Here is a 20,338-nt window from a genome sequence, read left to right as displayed (position 1 = left end):
GATGATTTACTCCTAATCTAAAAACTTAAATTTAACACAGCATCAACTATGAAAATAAAAATATTCTTCTTTTTTACGATGATTTCATTGCCGGGTTTCGCTCAAATTTACATTGGTGCCAATACTCCGGTTTATGTGAAGAATCAGGTTTTGTACGTAACCCAGAATATAAACCTGGCTGCCAATTCAAATCTTTATTTACGAAATAACTCCCAGTTAGTGCAAGGTACAACGGGAACTTCTACAAATACAGGAACAGGAATTGTGTCTGTTTATCAGGAAGGGACTTCAGATAACTTTGAATATAATTATTGGTGTTCCCCTGTTGGAAGTCCCACGCTTACAGCAGGTAATACCAATTTTGGAATCACATTGCTAAACCGCCCGACCTCTTCGACTGCTGTAGTACCTGCTACTATACTTCCTATGTCGAATTATAACGGAACAGCCAACCCTCTTGCCATAGCTCCTTACTGGATCTATAAATTAACCAATGCCAATAATTACTCGCAATGGGTTCAGGTTGGGAGTGCCACTACAATTGCAGCGGGAGAAGGTTTCACCATGAAAGGAACAAGTGGTCCCGATACAACAGATCCGGAAGCTACAGGAGCTGTAAATAATCCCGGTGCTCCCTTAACAGCCCAGCGCTATGATTTCAGGGGAAAACCTAATGATGGCAATATTGCTGTGACCGTTGGATCTGGTAATGCCGCGACGCTGACCGGAAATCCTTACCCGTCGGCAATAGATCTGAATGCTTTTTTAATGGATCCGACCAATTCTGCCTGTACGCGTATAGCGTATTTCTGGGAGCAGGACAAATCAGCCAATTCTCATTATCTCTCGGCTTACAAAGGAGGTTACGGAACCTATTCACCCGGAACTTTGGGTTCAAATGGAGTTTATGTCGCTGCTACTTTTAACAGTTATAAAGCTGACGGTAGCTTAAATACAACCGGCACCAGCTCCGGATTAGTAATACAGCGCAAATACTCCCCTATTGGACAGGGTTTTTTGATAAACGGAGCTTCCAATGGCACTGTAACTTTTAAAAATGCGCATCGAGTATTTTACAAGGAAGGTTCTCCTTTATCACAATTTGCAAAGTCTTCACCGAATAAAACCGATGCTGAAAATAAAGAGGAAGACGTTACGGTAATTTCTCATTTTAAACTAAACACTATCATCAATAATGAGTTTACCAGACAGCTTGCTTTGGCCTTTATGCCGGAAGCAACAGATGGCGTAGATCCCGGTATTGATGCCCTTAATATGGATCAAACTCTACCTAATGATGCTTCGTTTTGGCTGGAGAATGGCAATTACGTGATACAGGGCGTTAATTTTGAACTGACTAAAAAAATACCTCTGGCAGTAAAGGCGACAACCAATACTACCTTAAAGTTTTATATTCCTGAAGTTATAAATTTCGATCCTTCACAAAAGATTTATATGTACGATGAACTCGATGCATCTTATCATGATATTAAAACAGGAACTTATCAAGTTACCATTGCACCAGGGGTGTATACGGAACGGTTTAAAATTGCCTTTACCAATATAACACTTGGCCTATCTGATGAAGTTAAAACTAACTTTTTTGTAAGTCAGGATAATACCAATAAAATATTAAATGCCTTAAATCCGGATAACATCGTATTTAAGTCATTTGTTCTTTATGACATTCTTGGCAGAGCTGTCCTGACTAAAAATAATCTGGAAGTGGAACAAAATTATACTTTTTCAACTTCGGGCCTGAGCTCAGGAATTTACATTGCCACTTTTGTAACCGCTGATAATGAAAAAATAGCTCAAAAAGTTGTGATATCAAATTCAGGAAAACAATAATTGGAATCTCTACTTTAAATGCACTGATACTGTGTCCAGCCCAATATTATAATCTTCAACATTAACTAAAAAATAAAATTATGATCTGTAAATATACTCCACTTAATTATAAGCTCTTTTTCTTATTCCTTTTTTTCATCTCCTCATTTTTAGGAAATGCACAAATCGGAATCGGTACTACAACTCCTAATGCCAGTTCGGTTTTAGACATCACTTCTACGACTCAGGGGTTACTTCCGCCGCGTATGACGACTATTCAAAGAAATGCTATCGCTACGCCGGCTGACGGATTGATTGTTTACGATACAGATTTTAAATCCCTTTATAGCTACGTACTCAGCACTACATCATGGATACCTTTAAGTGGAGGACTTCCGCGACTAAATTTTAAACGTATACGATCTACGGACAATTTAGCGACTGTATTGGCCACCGAATTAGCGGCTGGTGCTGGTGCTAAATATGTTTTGACAGCTAATACCTTATATGAAATTAATGGACAGGTCGTGTTTAATTTCCCCATAGACCTTAATGGTGCTTATTTGGATGGCCTGGATGCTAATGAAGATATCATTGTTAAAACATCCGGAAATCTTTTTGACGGAACTACGGGAGGCAGTGTCAGAAATCTTACTATTACAACCCCCGGTGCTACCGCTTTTAATCTAAATTCCGCGCTTTCAACCTCTACTTTTTTGCTTAGGGATTGTATTATTGCCAATTGCGCCAGTGTAGGTACCATATCTGGTTATGGTTTAGTTTTTATGAGTATTGTTAATTTTTCAGGAAATACAAATGGTGTCACTTATAATAACATTGGTCAGTTACTGTTAAGCAATCAGGCGTGGTTCAGCAATAATAGTGGTACTTATGAAAAATTTACAGGGACATTCAATCTGATTGAAAAACAAGGAGGGTTCTCTAATGTTAGTTCCGGAGCATATGGTGTGGATGTTTCTACAGCAGGTCTTACGATTACCGGTGATGCTGTTTTGGAATCTGTTGTTTTTACAGGTCCTACTCCTGCTACCTATGTCAGACCTTATGCAACTCCATCTGCAACCACCTTTACCGGTTATAATTTTAATACCAGCTGGGGTGTTAGGGCTGCAGGAATACCAAATGAAGCAGATGCCAATGCGGTAGGGGATTTTTCAATGGATTATCCTGTCAATAGTGGCCTTGGAGTAACGTTAAACAATTCCACTCCAAGTGATATCGTAAAAGTCGGGGTTAGCACTGGTACAGCGCCTGTAACAGTGTATTCCAATTTGTTCAGATTTGCAACAGATGCCGGTACTGCCGGTTACAACAGGCTAAAATACGTTGGAAAAAAGAAAAGAATTTTTCAGGTAACGGGATCTATTTCTTTTCAGGTGCCGGGCACAGGAGTTTTCATAGCTTATATTACTAAAAATGGAACTCCGTTAACGCAATACAAAATTTACGGAAGAGGAGCTGCCGTTAATGATATTATCGTTCTTCCCTTAAATGCAACTACTGAACTAGTCAGCGGCGATTATATCGAAGTGGCTTTACAGCGTAATTCCGGAGCTACCGGTGTTCTTGTGGTTCCCAATATTACTTTAACTCTAAAATAACAGATAAAGATGTCTTACAATGCATTAATACTTTATTAATTCCGAAATAAATACTTCATCTTAAATGCAAACAACTCCAAAATCAGCTGATCTTTGGAGTTGTTTTTTTATAAAATAACTTTCAGAAGCGCATCCATAAAAAAATTTGAATTAAAAATGCTCCTGTTTCCAAAACAATATCGTAATATTGCAATATAATTATAAACCAATGGGAGCTACAAAAACAGATCATTTTACAGCTAACCAAAACGAACTTGCCGTTTTGGCTAAAGCTTTAGGGCACCCCGCCCGAATAGCTATTATGGAATATTTATTGAAAGTCGATGCCTGTATCTGCGGAGATATTGTCAATGAGCTGCCACTTTCCCAGCCTACCGTTTCCCAGCATCTTAAAGAGCTTAAAAATGCCGGTTTAATCAAAGGCAGTATTGAGGGCAACTCGATTTGTTACTGTATCAATGAGCCGGGATTAGAAAAAATAAAAGGTTTTTTTGAACATATCACCGTTCATCTTGAAAAAAAGAGAAACGAGTGCTGCTAACTTTTAAAACATAGATTATGAAACTTTCAGAAATTAAACAAGTACTGACTACAGTGGAAGCTGTACATTTTGAATTGCCAAACGGAACTCTGGTACCGGAATATTTTCACGTAACCGAAGTGGGTCTGATTACTAAAAACTTCATTGACTGCGGAGGAAAAGTACGAAAAGAAACGGTGGTCAACTTCCAGCTTTGGGATGCCAATGATTACGACCACAGGCTTAAACCTCAAAAACTAATTCATATTATTGAACTTTCAGAAAAAGTTTTAGGTATTGAAGATCATGAAATTGAAGTGGAATATCAGGATACTACAATTGGCAAATATGATTTAGATTTTAACGGTAAAAATTTCATTTTACGAAACAAACAGACGGCATGTCTTGCACAGGAACAATGCGGAATCCCATCGGATAAACCTAAAGTAAAATTAGCCCAATTAAATGCTGATACTGCTAATTCCTGTACACCAGGCGGAGGCTGCTGTTAATTTTTAAATCATAAATAATCGTTTCCAACCTGAAAAACCATGTTATATACTGAAATAGAAAATACCATTAGCGCGTTTGATTTTGAGCAGATTTCCGGGGAACGTAAAATTATCCTTCAGCCGTTAATCGACTTTATACAGCGTAAAACAGACCGCAAGCTGGACATCAGGCTGAACTTAATCTGTACGCACAATTCCAGAAGAAGTCATTTGTCACAGATCTGGGCTCAGACCGCAGCTGCTCATTACAATATAAAAAACGTTTTTTGTTATTCGGGGGGTACTGAAGCGACAGCACTATTCCCGATGATAGCCGAAACATTAACATTTTCAGGATTTAAAGTTAAAACTCTTTCGGAAGGCAAAAATCCTGTCTATGCCATAAAATTTTCAGCTAATGAACTTCCTGTTATAGGCTTTTCGAAAACTTATGATGATGATTTTAATCCTGATAGTGAGTTTGCAGCCATAATGACCTGCTCTCAGGCAGATGGCGGCTGCCCGTTTATTGCCGGTGCTGAAATACGAATCCCAATCACTTTTGAAGACCCTAAAGTTTCAGACGGCACACCGCAACAGAAACAGATTTATCAGGAACGAAGTCTTCAAATTGGAACTGAAATGTTTTATGTATTCTCCCAAATCAAATCCTAAAAATGGCAGCAAATAACTGTACACCTGTCGCCGGACGTAAGAAATTAAGCTTCTTAGACCGATTTTTAACGCTATGGATTTTTCTGGCTATGGCCCTTGGAGTCTCGATAGGCTATTTTATCCCTTCGAGCGGTAATTTTATCAATTCCTTTTCCAGCGGGACAACTAATATTCCATTGGCTGTTGGACTAATTCTCATGATGTATCCTCCTTTGGCAAAAGTGAAATACGAACAGATGGGAGAGGTTTTTAAAAATACCAAGGTTTTGGGAGCATCGTTATTTTTAAACTGGATTGTTGGTCCTGTTTTAATGTTTTCTTTAGCCCTTCTTTTTTTAAATGGATATCCGGAATATATGATTGGTGTGATTCTGATTGGTCTGGCCCGCTGTATTGCCATGGTAGTGGTCTGGAATGACCTGGCTGATGGAAACAGAGAATATGCTGCGGGTCTTATCGCACTCAATAGCATCTTTCAGGTTTTGCTTTACAGTGTGTATGCTTATCTGTTTATCACTATTCTGCCTCCCTATTTCGGCTATAGTGGTTTTGAAGTGAATATCAGTATTGGCCAGATTGCCGCGAGTGTCGGGATATACCTGGGAATTCCTTTCGCACTGGGAATCATCAGCCGTTATATCCTTATTCGATGGAAAGGAACAGCATGGTTTGAAACTAAATATGTACCTTTTATTTCGCCCATCACATTACTATCACTGCTTTTTACAATCCTATTGATGTTCAGCCTTAAAGGAGAACTGATCGTTCAAATTCCTATGGATGTTGTACGCATTGCTGTGCCATTAGTAATTTATTTCACTATTATGTTTATCATCAGCTTTTTTGTTGGCAAATATTTCGGTGCCGATTATTCGAAAGCAACGGCTATCGCTTTTACGGCTACCGGAAACAATTTTGAGTTGGCAATTGCAGTCGCTATTGGTGTATTTGGCATCAACAGCGGACAGGCATTTGCCGGGGTTATCGGACCATTGGTCGAAGTGCCTGCGCTTATCGCTTTAGTGAATCTTGCGCTCTGGTTTAAAAAGAAATACTACGAAAAACCAAATTAATTAGATAATTGCCAACACCTTATTGTACGTCCGGATTTAAATAATAATCGTATTCGTCTAAAATCCCCAATCCAACCGACAGATCCTGAGGAGGTATGGGCTGACCGTACTGATTTTGTATCTCACGCCGAAATCTGGGAATTTCGTAATCATCATTTCGAAGAAGAAAAAAGGAAGGAAACTGCGGATATTGATTCGGTTCCATAAGGATCATCTGATTTTTCTTTTTCAAAAAACTAAAAATTGATTTTTTATAATTTCGAAAACCCGAATCATAAAAGAAAACTTTAGACGAATCTATTTTATGTTCTGAATTGAATTTTGCATTGCTTCTGTCCCTGATTTTCAGGTTATTTATTAAATCTGCTCCATTCCTTTTATTCAAAACAACAGCATAGACATTTAATTTCTCCTCTTTTAATTTCTGAATTACAGGATCATTAAATCGCTTAAATTTCGAACCGTCTTTTTTCCTTACCATAAAACAGATGTCCCACGATTTATTGGAATATTTTCTATCCGGAAAAATATTTGTGATGCCGCTTTTTAAAGGAAATAAGTATTCCGGACTTAATTTGTCGGTTTCCTTTACTGTAAGTGTCGGATAGGCTTCTTTCTGATCCGGAAAAAAGGGGGTTTCTTCGATCTTATCGACTTCCCAATAGGGATTTACCAATTCAATTTCGAGATTTAATTCCTTAATTTTTGAAATGATATAGGTTTTAAAAAGGTTATAGGTCATTTCATTCGTTGATGAAACACTGATTTTATAGGGATCTTCCACATAGGTGTTTTTAATGGAAAGATTGTCCTCAAAAAAATCAAAACCATACGACACATTCAGGGGGTCAAAAAGTTTGAATTTCAATTCCTTGGGCAATCCTGTCGTATTTTGAAAACCTTTTTCATTGTACTTTTTATGATACGTCATTACGGTCGTATAACCGGACGGTATTTCATTAAAATAATAGTTTTGTTGTTTAGTATTATATTTTGCAGTTATCTCCGGCAGTTCAAAACCTTCCAGTGTGACTTTTGCGTTGTTTATGTTTTTTCCGTTTTCAGCATCTTCCAGATATATTGTCAAGGCCGGAATTTGACTTTCCTGCGCAAAGAGGGAAACCGACAGGAATGTAAAATAAAGTAGATGGAAGTATTTTGCCATTGAGCTATTTCAAAAATAATAAGACCAAAATACTACTTAAAACTCATTAATCAGAAAATTTATTCCGATTAAAATTCTTAAAAATAAATTTGTTTTCTCTCAAAAGAGATTTCCTTAATTTTTCAAAAAACTAAAACTTCCGGGAACTGCTTTTAATTGATTATCAACAAATTCGACATCAATAATCGCCGCTTTTCTTGGCGAAACTTCTGCTGTACTAAAATGCGTATGCAGCACATAATGCATTTTTTGATTCGGGTCCCAAAAAATATCTCCGTGGCCAATTCCGTTTTGGCTGGTATTTTTTCGACTGATAATCGGACTGTCTTTTGATTTTTCCCAAGGCCCAAGCGGACTTTTGCTGGTGGCATACCCTACTGCATAATCAATGTTTCTAAAATCATTTGCTGAATAAATCAGGTAATACAAGCCATTGTGTTTTAAAACCGTAGGTCCTTCTGTTACCGGCCAGTTCGTGTTTTCGGTATTTTCCCAGGGTAAAGTTCCGGAAATACATTCGGTTAAAGTTTCCGGTTTAATACTTTGAAGATCGTCATTTATTTCCGCCACAAAAATTCGGTTTCCGTTCGTTAATCTTACGTGATATAAATATTTTTTTCCATCTTCATCGATAAAAACAAAAGGATCAATTTGGTTTCCGGTTTCAATAATTGGTTTTTTCGATTCATTTTTAAAAGGCCCTAACGGACTGTCACTAGTCGCAACAGCAATGTTTTCATTGGCGGTATAAATCATGTAAAACTTTTTATCGTACTCTAAAATTTGCGGTGCCCAGAATCCCTTGTCTCCAAAAGAATCACCCTTTTTTAAAGCGAGTCCGTTTTGCGCTCCTTTCGGTTCACTCCACTTCTTTAAATCAGAAGAAGTATAAACTAAAAACCCCTCACCATTGGCGATATTCCCGGTGGTGGTTCCATACAAATAATACATTCCTTTACTGTAATAAATAGTGGGATCGGCTACAAAAATGTTTTTTGCCACCACTTCAACAGGTTTCACAACTGAATTATTTTCCTGCGAACAAGCCCCGAAAACACTCATAAAGCTTACTAAGGTTATTATTTTTTTCATCTAATTGCTTTTGCTATTTTATATTTTAAATTTCAAGTTTCAAGTTTCAAGTTCAAGTTTCAGGTTTCAGGTTTCACATTATCTAATTATCTAATTATCTAATTGTCTAATTGTCTAATCCCCCTCCTCTACTTTACCGAAAACTGATAATAAGAAACCGTATGATATTTTTCTCCCGGTTTCAAAACAATCGATGCAAATTTCGGCTGATTCGGAGCATCCGGAAAATGCTGGGTTTCTAAGGCAAAAGCAGTTCTGAAATCATCTTTAGCACCCGATTTAAAGGTATTTTTTGATTGCATGAAATTTCCACTGTAAAATTGCAGACCCGGTTCCTGAGTATAAATATCCAGCGTAATTCCAGACTGGTCTCCGGAAATTGTGGCGGCATGATTCATTCCTTTTTTCTTCGTTCCGTTTAAAACATAGTTATGATCGTATCCTTTTCCAAATTTTAACTGTTCGTTTTTCGCTTCAATACGTTCTCCGATCGTATGTTTTGCCGTAAAATCGAAAACCGTATTTTGAACCGGTTTCTGTTCTCCTGTTGGAATTAAACCTTCATCCACCGGCGTAAATTCATTGGCATAAATTTGCAGTTCATGTTTCAGGATCGTTCCGCTTCCTTCTCCATTCAGATTAAAAAAAGCATGATTGGTTAAATTGACCAGAGTGGTTTTATCGGTTGTCGCTTCATATTCCATTTTAATAGTTTGATCCGCTTCAAGTGTGTACGTTACTTTTACCTTTAGATTTCCGGGAAAACCCTGTTCTCGATCCGGTGACGTATAGCTAAAAACCAAAGTATTTTCATTGGTTTTATCAACGTCCCAAACCACATCCTGAAAACCTTTAAGACCGCCGTGCAAAGCATTTTTTCCATTATTTAAAGGCACCTGATAGTGTTTTCCTTCCAAAGTAAATTGTCCTTTTGCAATACGGTTTCCAACCCTTCCGATGGTAGCTCCAAAATACGGCTCTGTTGCCGTTTTAAAACCTTTTGCGCTGTTCATTCCTACCACTACATCGGTTTGTTTTCCGTTTTTATCGGCAACCCAGAGTCCAATTAATCTTCCGCCGTAATTGGTAAAAGCGGCTTTTATGCCTTTATTTTCAATCCAGTACAAATTGACTTTTTTTCCCTCGATAACGGTATCAAAATTTTTAGTCTCTAAAAGTGGCTTAATCGAATCAATTTCTATTTCAGCAGTATTTTTAGACGGAACTTCTTTTGTATTGTCTTTGCAGTTCAACTGAAAAAGGGCCAGTAACAAAACGCCTGCTATTTTTATATTTTTCATTTTTATAATTTTAAAATGTTCCTGATTATTTTGATGGAATTTGCAATCTCGTTGTTTCGCTTACCGGTTCGCCCAAAACCGGAAAACCGTTGATATCCCAACTGATTTTTTGCATTCTTGGCGATCTTTTATTGCCACAGCCTTCTCCGGGATTTGAATTGGCATGGTATAAAATCCAGTCTTCTTTTCCGTCCGGAGATTTAAAAAACGAATTGTGACCGGGTGCATACACTTTATTTTTATCCGATTGCTTAAAAATCGGCTCTTCCGATTTTTTCCAGGCCGTTGCGTCCAGTAAATCAGCTCCGCCTTTAAATGTCAACAATCCCAAAGCGTAATAATCGGTCCAGCAACCGCTGGCTGAAAATACGATGAAGATTTTATCGCCATTCGACAAAAACTGAGGCCCTTCATTCACATTTACCTGAGCCGGATTTACGTCATCGTGCAACGCTCCATGGGTTTCCCAGTCGTGAATTGGTGCAGAAATCATTACCCTGTCACCTTCAATTTCAAGCGGATTTTTCATTCTGGCGATGTAGATATTTTGTTGTCCGTTAGTATCGCCTTCCCAGCCCGCCCAAATCATGTAAAGCTGTTTTTTATATTCGAAAACATTTCCGTCAATAGCCCATTTATCGGTTTTGGCGGCAATTTTTCCTTTAAATTCCCATTTTCCTTTAAAAGGATCTGCGGCTTTATTTTCTAAAACATACATCCGGTGTGTGTTGTTATCACCATTGTCTGCAGCAAAATACGCATACCATTTTCCATTAATAAGGTGAAATTCCGGTGCCCAGATATCTCCTGAATAATCGGTTCCTTTTGGTGCTTTCCAGACGACTTTGCTTTCGGCATTTTTAAGATCCGTCAGGCTTTTTGTTTTCCATAAAACCAATCGGTCCTGAAGTGTATTCGTGTAATAATAATATCCCTTGTAATACGTGCTGTAAGGGTCTGCGCCCGAAGGCAAAATTGGATTTGAAAAAGTCTGTGCCTGTACAAAAGCAACAGTAAAAAACAAAATAAGAATCAGGTATTTTTTCATTGGAAAGAGTATTATTTATTCTTTTTATTTAAGACATCAATAACCTCCGTATTGATTTTATTCACTTTTTTGAAATCCATTTTATCAATCTTTCGGTCGTACGTCATAAAACCGTTTACTTCGCCTTCAACATCAGTTGTTTGAGTGTACACTGCTGCCGAAAATCCTGATTTTACAAAGTTTTTAAGCATTTGTGCGTATTTTATATATTCGGCAGTAACCTCATTTTCATTTTTGAATTTTACATAACCCCAATTGTCTTTTGCTTTCCATAAATGTCCTTCAAGCGGCAATCCGATTCCGCCATATTCGCCTAAAACGGTTACTCTTCCGGCATCGTACAAATACAATTCCGGTCCCGGATAATGATGTAAATCCAGTATATCTCCGGTTTGAAAATGATTTCCGCCACTCGATGAATTCGTCAGACGGCTTGGATCATGATTTTTGGTCCATTCGGTAATTTCAACCGTTTTAAATTGTCCCCAGGCTTCGTTAAACGGAACCCAGACCACAATACTCGGATAAGAATATAAATGATCCATGATTTCTTTCCACTCTTTTTTATAGATGGCTTCCGATTTTGCAGAACGCTGTAATTCGGTTCCGTCAAAATATTTCCTGTCTTGCCAGATCGGCTGATCGTCGCCGCTTGGCATATCCTGCCAGACTAAAATCCCCAATTGATCACAGTGGGTGTACCAACGTTCCGGTTCTACTTTTACATGTTTCCGAATCATATTAAAACCTAACTCTTTCGTTTTGATCAGGTCGAATTTTAAAGCTTCATCGGTTGGTGCCGTATACAATCCGTCGGGCCACCAGCCTTGATCCAAAGGTCCGAACTGGAAATAATCTTTGTTGTTCAGCTGCATTCTCATAATGCCATTTTCATCTCTTTTTGATGAAATTTTTCGCATGGCAAAATAACTTTTTACTTCGTCGACGATTTTGTCTTTAGTAATCAGACTAATTTTCGTCTGGTATAAAAACGGACTTTCCGGCGACCATAATTTTGGGTGATCCAGTACGATATCCAGGTTTTCCCCAACCACCGCTTTTTCTTTTGCAATTTCTTGTGTGCCGTCAAAAACCGAAATTTCAATTACATCTCCTGTTTCTGCTCCTGCAACTTCGGCTTTTATACTAATGCTGTTTTGATCTACATTGGGAGTTGTCCTTAAATTCGTAATATTTTTAGCATTTACAGGTTCGATCCAGACCGTTTGCCAGATTCCTGTTACGGGTGTATACCAGATTCCTTCCGGATTTTTTACTTGTTTCCCTCTTGGCTGAGGCCCATCGTTGGAAGGATCCCAAACTTTTACCACTAATTTTTGTGTGTTTCCTTTTTTAATAAATGAGGTGATATCGAATGAAAACGGGGTATATCCGCCAGTATGGGAACCTATTTTTACATCATTGAGCCAGATTTCGGTTTTCCAGTCTACAGCACCAAAATGCAGGAGAATATTTTGCGCATCCCAATTGGATTCGATGGAAAAATTGGTTTCATACCAAAGTTCCTTTTGTGCTCCCACTTCTTTCATCACACCGGACAAACTGGACTCCACCGCAAACGGAACCAGAATCTGTCCGTGATATTTTGAAGGTACCGTTTTTCCAAAATCCTGAATGGCGTAATTCCATAAACCATTCAGGTTTTTCCATTGGCTGCGCTCCATAATCGGACGCGGATATTCAGGTAACGTTCTTGCCGGATCAACCTGTAATGCCCATTTCGTCTTAATTTTATCACCTTGTGGTTTCCATTGTGCATGAACCAGACAGCTTAAAAAAAGCGCCACGAGAACTGTAGTTTTCTTATTCATTCTATATCGTTTTATGCAATAATTTCCATGATTATTGCTGTTTCTTCTGTACTAAATAAATTACCAGACTATATCCACATAGTCTGGTAATTTCAAACACTAACTTAACTAACCAAATTTTTAATTATGAATTGTGAATTAGGAGTTGGATTAGGTGCTGATTAATTATTTATTTCCGGTACAATAATCTCTGTTTTTAGTATTAACTCAAAATACACAACCACACCTTCGTCCTAACTCAAAACTCATAATTCACAATTCATAACTTTTTCGCAAGACCAAATTTCTTCACCAGACTATCGTATTCCTTTCCTGAAATGGTAATCATGCAGCCGTGGCGTACTTTTTCGGGAAAGCTGTATTTGTCCCAGTCGGCAAAAAAAGTATAACCTGAGGCCTGAAACCATGGTCCGTTTAGGTTATCGGCTATCGATAGTCCGTAGGAAACTCCTGGATATTGTTCGTAATACATGTACCAGATTTTATCATCCGGAGAAGGGACCAGCATAGGTGCTTCCCTGAAATTCGGACTTATCGATTGCTGGGGCAAAGAATAAGGGCCTAAAAGTGATTTTGATTTTGCAATCCGAATGGTTTTTCCAGTGGTCCAATACAAGGTTGGATAGGTTTCATCCTTAATCACAGCATAATACGAATCGCCCACTTTACGAATGAAAACATCAATGGTTCCCATATCCCAATCGAATAAACGTTTTGGAGTTCCTTCGAAAGTTTTTAAATCTTTAGATAAAACATATAACGTTCGCTGACTTCCCCAATAGCGTTCCGGATCTTCTTTAGTTCCGTCTAAATGTGGGGTGTGCCAAGTCATAATAAATTGTTCCGAGTCTTTATCGTAATACAACTTCGGAGCTCCAATGCGCTGTAAAGCATTCGAATAATCCGGGGTACTTTTTAAATCGGGTGTATAATCGGCATGTTTTTTCCAGGTGATTAAATCATCCGAAACCCAAATATTAATTGTTTTTGCATCATCGCCCGTATTTCCTGCGATGTAATATTTTCCGTCCGGTCCCTTGCAGATATCGGGATGTCCTTTATAGTCTTCGAAAACTCTTTTGCCGCTGTTCAGATTCTCCCAGTGCAAACCGTCGAGGCTTACGGAATAATACAATCTGCCATAATCGTTATGGGTCATATGCGCAAACAGGTAGGCTTCGTTTTTGGGTTTCGCATTTCCTTTGACCTGTCCCGGCGGATCTGGCTGTTGTGCATACGATGATAAACCAAAAAGAAATATTGCCAGTGCAAATAGCTGTTTTATTGTGTATTTTTTCATTCTGTTTATGATTAAAATGTTTTTTGCCACAGATTAAGGGATTATTATGATGTGTTGCTCGCGGGTTTTACGGATTAAAAAGTTTTGCCACGAATTCCACGAATTTTCACTAATTTTTTCTCGCAGATTATGCAGATTACGCAGATTTTTTTTTGCGCGTGCCTATTGAAATGATCCGCTAAAATCTGTCCAATCCGTGCAATCTGTGGCAAAAAAAAAATCTAACTCTCTAAAAATCTAAGAAGTCTAATTATCTAATTGACACATTATCTCATTATCTAATTCTTCTTATTCGCCTCTGCAGTCATTTTCTTAATCAAATCCGTTTCTGCTTTGATGTATGGCGTTCCGTCATTGTGAAATACCTCGTGAAACCAGACTTTTGGTTCTGCATTGTATGTTTTAGTCCAGCTGTCCCAGGCGTATTTGGTTTGTGTTTTTCCGTCTACTAATCCCCAGTTGATCATTCCCACGTTGTATTTTTTGGCGACTGGAAGGAAACCTTCAAAAGTACTTCCGTTTGGTCGGGCCATATATTCGGTACAGATTAGCGGTTTTCCGTAGCGCTGCAATTGTTTGATTACTTTTTCGAAATCCTCCGGTTTGTTGTAATTGTGGAAAGTAATCACATCAGATTGTTCAATCTGCATTTTGTGCATCGGCAGCATTTTCGCTTCATCACTCCAATCGCCTACCCAAACTCCAGAAGTTAACGGTTGTGAAGGGTTGCTTTCTCTTGCCCACGCAAATACATTTTTCAGAAGTGGCAGAATCAATGCCGCTTTGTTTTTAATCTCCACTTTTTCATAAGAGGGTCCGGTCATATTATCGGGTTCGTTCCAGACATCCCAGCCTAAAATACGCTTGTCAGCGGCGAATTTCGAAACGGTTTCCTTGATATATTTCTCTAAACGAGTATATTGCGTCGAGTCCTGAAGCGCTTTCTGACCCGGGCTCTGCACCCATCCTGAATTGTGCGTATGCGGTTTGGGAGCTCTTTGTTTTCCTAAGGCCGGAAACGGATCCCAACAGGAATCAAACAAAACAAACAGAATTTTGATGTGGTGTTTATCGGCAATTCCTAAAAAAGTATCCATGCGTTTGTAAAAACCTTCTGCGTCTTGTTTGTGCAATAAATCGTGCAGGTAAACGCGCATTACATTCATGCCGATTCCTTCTGCCCAGCCTAATTCCTGATCGATTCTTTTGGGATCAAAAGTATCGGCCTGCCACATTTCCAATTGATTGATGGCGGTGCTCGGATAATAATTGGCGCCCACTAACCACGGCTGTTCGGCATACCATTGATGGGCTTGTTCTTTGGTCCAGATGTCTCTTTTTTCAACTATGGCTGTTTCCTTTTTATTTTCTTCCGAATTGCTTTTTTTGTTGTTACAACTTAGCAATAGTGTGCCTGCTAACACGAGTGTCAGATACAATTTTATTTTTCTCATTATAATTTTCTTAATTAGAACGGAGGTTCTTTGTGATTAAGGGAACCAGATGCGTTCTGATTCCCCTAAAAAATAGTTTAATATTCCGGGTGCTGGTCTAAGTTGGGATTGTTGTCCACGTCTACCTGCGGAATAGGTAATCTTTGGTTTTTACCTACTGTAAAGTTTTTAAAATCAGGATCACGAAGTGAAATTTTATCCACAGAAGCTTGGGAATCTAAATCTCCCCAGCGTTTTAAATCTTCCCAACGAACACTTTCACCGGCTAATTCCAAAACGCGTTCTGTTTTTAATCTTTCCAGAAATTTATCATGATCGTTTCCGATTTCAGGATGTGAAACAGCTAAAGTATTCATGTTTACACGTGCTCTCACCAAATCAACATACTGATAAGCTCCTGCTGTGTTTCCTGTTTCGTTCAAAACTTCGGCGTAGCGTAACAAAATATCAGCATAACGAATTAATCGGTAATTAACCTGACTGTAATAATCTTCGTTGTTTCGGTAATAATCACGGCTTCCTTTTCTGAACCAGGCTTCATTATTACCCCACTCCCAGTTTCTTCCATAGGTTTTGTCTTCAAAATCGGCTTCTAATGCCGGATAATATAAAGTGTATCTCAATCTTGTATCTAAATTTCCATCTTTATTTTTTTCCTGTTTAAAGGCATCGACTAACCAATAACGGGCTTGTCCATCAGACCATCCAATTCCCCTTGGTGCAAAAAACTGACCACGATTGCTGGAAACTGCAGCATTTGGATCTTCACCGGTTCCGCCTTTTCTCTGATCGCCAAACTGAATTTCAAATACAGACTCGTTGTTGTTTTCATTTACATCCGTAAAGTTGTCTCTGTAGTTTGAAACTAAACTGTATTTGGCTCCCGGACCGGTAATTAAATATTCTAAAGCTGTTTTTGCTTCAGGCCATTTGTGCTGCTGCATGTATACTTTTGCCAGAAAAGCTTTTGCTGCCCCTTTATCCGGTCTTCCGGTGTTATCTCCTGTCCAGTCTGCCGGTAAATCGGTATACGCCTCGTTTAAATCTTTTTCAATCTGGGCCCAAACTTCGGTTACATTTCTTTGTTGCGGTAAATCAGCCGGAGTTGAAGGCTCTAAAACCAATGGAATATTTTCCCAAAGAATGGCTGCATAATAGTAATGTAATGCTCTAAAAAATTTAGCTTGTGCTAAAATTTTCTTTTTATCCTCTTCATTCTGAAAAGCAATGTTCGGAACATAAGCTAAAACCTGATTACATCTGAAAACAGCTTTGTAAGTATCTCTCCACGTTACTGCATTTCCTTCCCAAAAATTATAATTGATATAATTGAATCTGGTCCAGTCGGCCAGTTCTGTCCACGGGCTGTTACTAAATCCTTCGTCAGAAGTTAAGTCTAAGCGAAAATACATCCATCTTGCCCATAAGCCGTCTTTATAAAACATGGCATAAATGGAATTGACACCTGCCTGAGCATCACTTTCACTTTTCCAATATTGTCCTGTTTCAATATCAGTTTGGCTGTTCAGGTCCAGTTCATTTTCGCAGGATGATGCAAAAAAGAGGCCTGAAAAAACTACGATTGCTATTATTATTTTTTTCATTATGCTGTTTTTTAAAATTAAAAGCTAAATTCAACACCAAAAGAATACGTCTGAAGATTCGGGAAGGCACCATTATCTACACCTCTTTCGAAAATATTACTGTTGGTAAACTCCGGATCTAACCCTTTGTATTTTGTAATGGTAATAACGTTTTGTGCTGATAATGTTAATCTTGCTCTTGTAATTCCTGAATTTTTTAAAACACTATCCGGTAAATTGTACCCAAATCCAATATATTTAAGTCTGATAAAATCTCCGCTTTCTAAGAAACGATCACTGTCTCCTCTTGAATTTAATGTTGACCCTTTTGTAATTCTTGGAAAATCAGTATTTGGATTTTCAGGAGTCCACGGCTGAATTCCGGTTCTGTAATTACTATTATCATCAAAACGATCTACTACGCTTCTAAATCCGTCATAAACAGTTGCACCGTGCGACGCAATCCAGTTCATAGAGAAATCAAAACCTTTGTATTCTGCTCCGGCATTGAATCCCATTTCAAATTCAGGCCACGGGCTTCCGACAATGTCTTTGTCTTTATTGTTAATTTCCCCGTCACCATTCACATCTTTAAAACGAATATCTCCCGGTACGGCATTGGGCATAATTACTTTTCCGGCTGCATTCTTGTAATTTTGAACTTCTTCCTGAGACTGAAACAAACCGTCCGTTTGTAAAACATACCACATTCCGACAGCATTTCCTGCACGTGTCATGGTGTTCCCTACAATATTTTCGTTTTGTCCGTTCCCTAAGGCAACCAGTTTGTTATTTACTTTTGTGAAATTTAAAGAAGCATTAAACGAGAAGTCATTGATTTTTTTGCTGTAGGCCAATTCCAGTTCAATACCTTTATTTTCTACAGTTGCCGCATTCGAAATTGGGTTTCCTCCGTCGTTACCTGTCGTTAATAAAATTGGGAAACCAAACAATACATCTTCGGTACGGGCGATAAAATAATCGGCTGTAAAACGCAAATCATTATTTAAAACGGCAACGTCTAAACCAAAGTTGGTTTGTTTTAGCTTTTCCCAACGCAATTCTGCGTTTGAAAGTTTAACCTGAGTTGCAGAAGGATATAAATTTTGTGTGTCTCCTAAAACAATCTGTCCGAAATTATTAATAAAACTTTTAGATTCGTACTCCTTAATGTTTCCGGAGCCTAATTCTCCGTAACTCGCTCTTAATTTTAAATCTTTAATGAATTCTGATTTAAAGAAAGATTCATTGCTAATTCTCCATCCGGCAGAAAGGGAGGGGAAATTTCCCCATTGATTTCCCTTACTGAATTTTGATGATCCGTCACGTCTGATTACAGCGTTGAATAAGTAACGGTTATCATAATTGTACTCTAATCTTCCTAAATAAGAGGCCAGCGCCGCTTCATTGATGTAACCTCCCACTACCGGCGAATCGCCCTGATTTAAAACATCATAGTACTGCCCTGTTGCTGAATTTATCGGCAGATTTCTCTTTGTTCCGTAAATTTGATTGTATATGTCTTTTTGAAAAGTCTGCCCCACTAAAATAGTCAGGTCATGTTTACCGAATTCTTTTTTGAAAGTCAGGGTATTTTCAAACAGTTTTGTTTCTGATCTTCCTTTGTTCTGATCTGTATACGATTGATCCGGTGGTTGGTTTAAGGACCAGTTCCCCACTTTTCTAAGAAATTTGTACGAATCAAAACTGGATTCATATCCAAAATTGAAACGGTATTTTAACCAGGATGCAAATTTTATTTCGGCCCAGATATTTCCCCTGATCCTGAAATTTTCATTTTTAGTGTCTGCAAAATCAGCAATGGCCAAAGGGTTGGTACCAAAAGTATCGGCTACGCCCTGTTTTCCATAACCATAACCGCCTGGGTTAGATGCGTCATATACCGGAATCGTCGGTGTTAGTCTGTACACATCAATAATTGGATTTCCGGACATTTCATCTGTTTTAGAATTACTGATGGCCAGGTTTTCCCCAATGCTGAAAATTCCTTTTGATCCGCTTGAATTAACACGGAATGAAATCCTGTCAAAATCTGTTGAAATCACCGTTCCTTCATTTCCGAAATAATTGGCCGACATAAAGAAAGTCGAATTATCGCCCCCACCGGAAACACTGGCATTATAATCCTTAATCATTCCGGTTTTAAAAACTTCTTTCTGCCAGTCTGTATTTACGGCCATATTAAGATTTTGTCTATTGTATATTGTATTTCCACCACTATCCAATTTAGCATTATCATAGGCCTGATTGTTTAATTTTGCGAACTCCTCCGTTCCCGTTAAACTGTAAGTAGGCATTGTGGTAAAACTTGTTTTGGCGGAAACTTCTACTTTAAGCGGTCCTTTCTTCCCTTTTTTGGTGGTAATAATAATGACACCATTGGCGGCTCTTGACCCATAAATGGCGGCTGCCGAGGCATCTTTTAAAACCTGGATGCTTTCGATATCGTTCGGGTTAAAATCCCTGTTGGCTGAAGTAACCAAACCGTCAATTACGTATAATGGATTTGCATTCTGAAGATTTTTCAGACCACGGATTTCAATATTCGCTTCCTGACCCGGTTTTCCTCCGCCACGAACTTTTACGCCCGTAACAAGGCCTTGCAGTCCATCGGCTACTGTTGTAATTTGTCGCTTTTGGATTTCATCGGCCTTTACTAAAGATATCGCTCCGGTTAAATCTTTCTTTTGCTGGGAACCGTATCCCACCAGCACCACTTCATTAAGTGCCAGGGCATCTTCTGCCAGTGCAATATTTATGGAAGTCTGGTTGTTGATGGCTGCTTCTTTCGATTTATAACCCTGGGAGCTAAAAACCAAAATGTCATTTGCCTTGGCTGTAATCGAAAAGCTTCCGTCAAAATCGGTAACAGCACCATTTGAAGTGTTTTTGATAATTACATTGGCAAACGGAATTGCTTCTCCTGTTGCCGATGTTACTTTTCCTTTTATGGCAATTTGTTGGGCATACGTTTGTTGTACTAATAAACTAAAGAAAAACAAGAGGTAATATCTCTGCTTTAAAATTTGAGTGAACTTTGTTTTCATTGATTTTTCATTTTAGATAGTTTTCTTTTTTGGTTGGTTTTACATTTAATTATTAAATATTCTAATCGTCTCTGATGCGAACTAAAAAATAATTAATATTGTTCTTTAGTAATAATCTGTTCATTTAATTTCAAAATTATATTTGACGTATTTTTTCAAACTTAATTTTATTGATACTATACTTTTTTTGCCTAAAAATTATCAATATCATTTATTTAAAATCCAAAGTAGATGATTTTTATTCAAAATAAAATGCTTGATTTGTGTCAATTTCTATCTCAAAT

General features: G+C 38.2%; 15 protein-coding genes. 6 read left to right on the top strand and 9 right to left on the bottom strand.

The window, feature by feature from the left end; genetic code table 11:
* Positions 1-48: 48 nt before the first annotated feature.
* The 6 genes from EV142_RS07785 (at position 49) to arsB (ending at position 6,211) form a co-directional block, all read left to right on the top strand.
* Positions 49-1,851, top strand: coding sequence for a T9SS type A sorting domain-containing protein (locus tag EV142_RS07785; protein ID WP_132034171.1), 1,803 nt, complete (start codon positions 49-51; stop codon positions 1,849-1,851).
* Positions 1,852-1,931: 80 nt separating this feature from the next.
* Positions 1,932-3,452 (top strand): hypothetical protein, encoded by a 1,521-nt coding sequence (locus EV142_RS07780; protein WP_238698669.1) that lies wholly within the window; start codon positions 1,932-1,934, stop codon positions 3,450-3,452.
* Positions 3,453-3,660: 208 nt separating this feature from the next.
* Complete coding sequence (locus tag EV142_RS07775) at positions 3,661-3,993, top strand: ArsR/SmtB family transcription factor (protein ID WP_132034169.1); 333 nt, start codon at positions 3,661-3,663, stop codon at positions 3,991-3,993.
* 17 nt (positions 3,994-4,010) lie between these two features.
* Entirely contained in the window at positions 4,011-4,484 is a 474-nt protein-coding gene (locus EV142_RS07770) for a DUF6428 family protein (RefSeq protein ID WP_132034167.1), read from the top strand.
* Between the two features lie 39 nt (positions 4,485-4,523).
* On the top strand, positions 4,524-5,138 hold the full coding sequence (locus EV142_RS07765; RefSeq protein WP_132034165.1) for a low molecular weight phosphatase family protein: 615 nt from the start codon (positions 4,524-4,526) through the stop codon (positions 5,136-5,138).
* Positions 5,139-5,140: 2 nt separating this feature from the next.
* Positions 5,141-6,211, top strand: coding sequence for an ACR3 family arsenite efflux transporter (arsB, locus tag EV142_RS07760; protein WP_132034163.1), 1,071 nt, complete (start codon positions 5,141-5,143; stop codon positions 6,209-6,211).
* 19 nt (positions 6,212-6,230) lie between these two features.
* Here arsB and EV142_RS07755 read toward each other — a convergent pair whose 3' ends face one another.
* From EV142_RS07755 to EV142_RS07715, 9 genes are all read right to left on the bottom strand, one after another.
* Entirely contained in the window at positions 6,231-7,376 is a 1,146-nt protein-coding gene (locus EV142_RS07755) for a hypothetical protein (RefSeq protein WP_132034161.1), read from the bottom strand.
* Positions 7,377-7,490: 114 nt separating this feature from the next.
* Positions 7,491-8,468: a glycoside hydrolase family 43 protein gene (locus EV142_RS07750; RefSeq protein WP_132034159.1), complete on the bottom strand. Its 978-nt coding sequence runs from the start codon at positions 8,466-8,468 to the stop codon at positions 7,491-7,493.
* A gap of 128 nt (positions 8,469-8,596) precedes the next feature.
* Positions 8,597-9,769, bottom strand: a complete 1,173-nt coding sequence (locus EV142_RS07745; RefSeq protein WP_132034157.1) for an aldose epimerase family protein — start codon at positions 9,767-9,769, stop codon at positions 8,597-8,599.
* A 25-nt stretch (positions 9,770-9,794) separates the two neighbouring features.
* Positions 9,795-10,817 (bottom strand): glycoside hydrolase family 43 protein, encoded by a 1,023-nt coding sequence (locus EV142_RS07740; RefSeq protein WP_132034155.1) that lies wholly within the window; start codon positions 10,815-10,817, stop codon positions 9,795-9,797.
* An 11-nt stretch (positions 10,818-10,828) separates the two neighbouring features.
* On the bottom strand, positions 10,829-12,649 hold the full coding sequence (locus EV142_RS07735; protein ID WP_132034153.1) for a glycoside hydrolase family 2 protein: 1,821 nt from the start codon (positions 12,647-12,649) through the stop codon (positions 10,829-10,831).
* 259 nt (positions 12,650-12,908) lie between these two features.
* Entirely contained in the window at positions 12,909-13,949 is a 1,041-nt protein-coding gene (locus EV142_RS07730; protein ID WP_132034151.1) for a glycoside hydrolase family 43 protein, read from the bottom strand.
* Between the two features lie 278 nt (positions 13,950-14,227).
* Entirely contained in the window at positions 14,228-15,403 is a 1,176-nt protein-coding gene (locus EV142_RS07725; protein WP_132034149.1) for a glycoside hydrolase 5 family protein, read from the bottom strand.
* Between the two features lie 77 nt (positions 15,404-15,480).
* A complete protein-coding gene (locus EV142_RS07720; RefSeq protein ID WP_132034147.1) occupies positions 15,481-17,007 on the bottom strand; it encodes a RagB/SusD family nutrient uptake outer membrane protein in 1,527 nt (508 codons plus the stop codon).
* A gap of 17 nt (positions 17,008-17,024) precedes the next feature.
* Positions 17,025-20,054, bottom strand: coding sequence for a SusC/RagA family TonB-linked outer membrane protein (locus EV142_RS07715; RefSeq protein WP_132034145.1), 3,030 nt, complete (start codon positions 20,052-20,054; stop codon positions 17,025-17,027).
* Positions 20,055-20,338: the final 284 nt, after the last annotated feature.

This window comes from Flavobacterium circumlabens (assembly GCF_004345565.1).
GTDB classification, from domain to species: domain Bacteria; phylum Bacteroidota; class Bacteroidia; order Flavobacteriales; family Flavobacteriaceae; genus Flavobacterium; species Flavobacterium circumlabens.
Note: the sequence above shows the minus strand (reverse complement) of the source record. Positions and strands in the feature narration are given on the sequence as shown.

Excerpts from the sequence above, each read along its gene's own strand:
- EV142_RS07785 (WP_132034171.1), top strand. The coding sequence starts at position 49 with ATGAAAATAAAAATATTCTTCTTTTTTACGATGATTTCATTGCCGGGT.
- EV142_RS07780 (WP_238698669.1), top strand. The coding sequence starts at position 1,932 with ATGATCTGTAAATATACTCCACTTAATTATAAGCTCTTTTTCTTATTC.
- EV142_RS07775 (WP_132034169.1), top strand. The coding sequence starts at position 3,661 with ATGGGAGCTACAAAAACAGATCATTTTACAGCTAACCAAAACGAACTT.
- EV142_RS07770 (WP_132034167.1), top strand. The coding sequence starts at position 4,011 with ATGAAACTTTCAGAAATTAAACAAGTACTGACTACAGTGGAAGCTGTA.
- EV142_RS07765 (WP_132034165.1), top strand. The coding sequence starts at position 4,524 with ATGTTATATACTGAAATAGAAAATACCATTAGCGCGTTTGATTTTGAG.
- arsB (WP_132034163.1), top strand. The coding sequence starts at position 5,141 with ATGGCAGCAAATAACTGTACACCTGTCGCCGGACGTAAGAAATTAAGC.
- EV142_RS07755 (WP_132034161.1), bottom strand. The coding sequence starts at position 7,376 with ATGGCAAAATACTTCCATCTACTTTATTTTACATTCCTGTCGGTTTCC.
- EV142_RS07750 (WP_132034159.1), bottom strand. The coding sequence starts at position 8,468 with ATGAAAAAAATAATAACCTTAGTAAGCTTTATGAGTGTTTTCGGGGCT.
- EV142_RS07745 (WP_132034157.1), bottom strand. The coding sequence starts at position 9,769 with ATGAAAAATATAAAAATAGCAGGCGTTTTGTTACTGGCCCTTTTTCAG.
- EV142_RS07740 (WP_132034155.1), bottom strand. The coding sequence starts at position 10,817 with ATGAAAAAATACCTGATTCTTATTTTGTTTTTTACTGTTGCTTTTGTA.
- EV142_RS07735 (WP_132034153.1), bottom strand. The coding sequence starts at position 12,649 with ATGAATAAGAAAACTACAGTTCTCGTGGCGCTTTTTTTAAGCTGTCTG.
- EV142_RS07730 (WP_132034151.1), bottom strand. The coding sequence starts at position 13,949 with ATGAAAAAATACACAATAAAACAGCTATTTGCACTGGCAATATTTCTT.
- EV142_RS07725 (WP_132034149.1), bottom strand. The coding sequence starts at position 15,403 with ATGAGAAAAATAAAATTGTATCTGACACTCGTGTTAGCAGGCACACTA.
- EV142_RS07720 (WP_132034147.1), bottom strand. The coding sequence starts at position 17,007 with ATGAAAAAAATAATAATAGCAATCGTAGTTTTTTCAGGCCTCTTTTTT.
- EV142_RS07715 (WP_132034145.1), bottom strand. The coding sequence starts at position 20,054 with ATGAAAACAAAGTTCACTCAAATTTTAAAGCAGAGATATTACCTCTTG.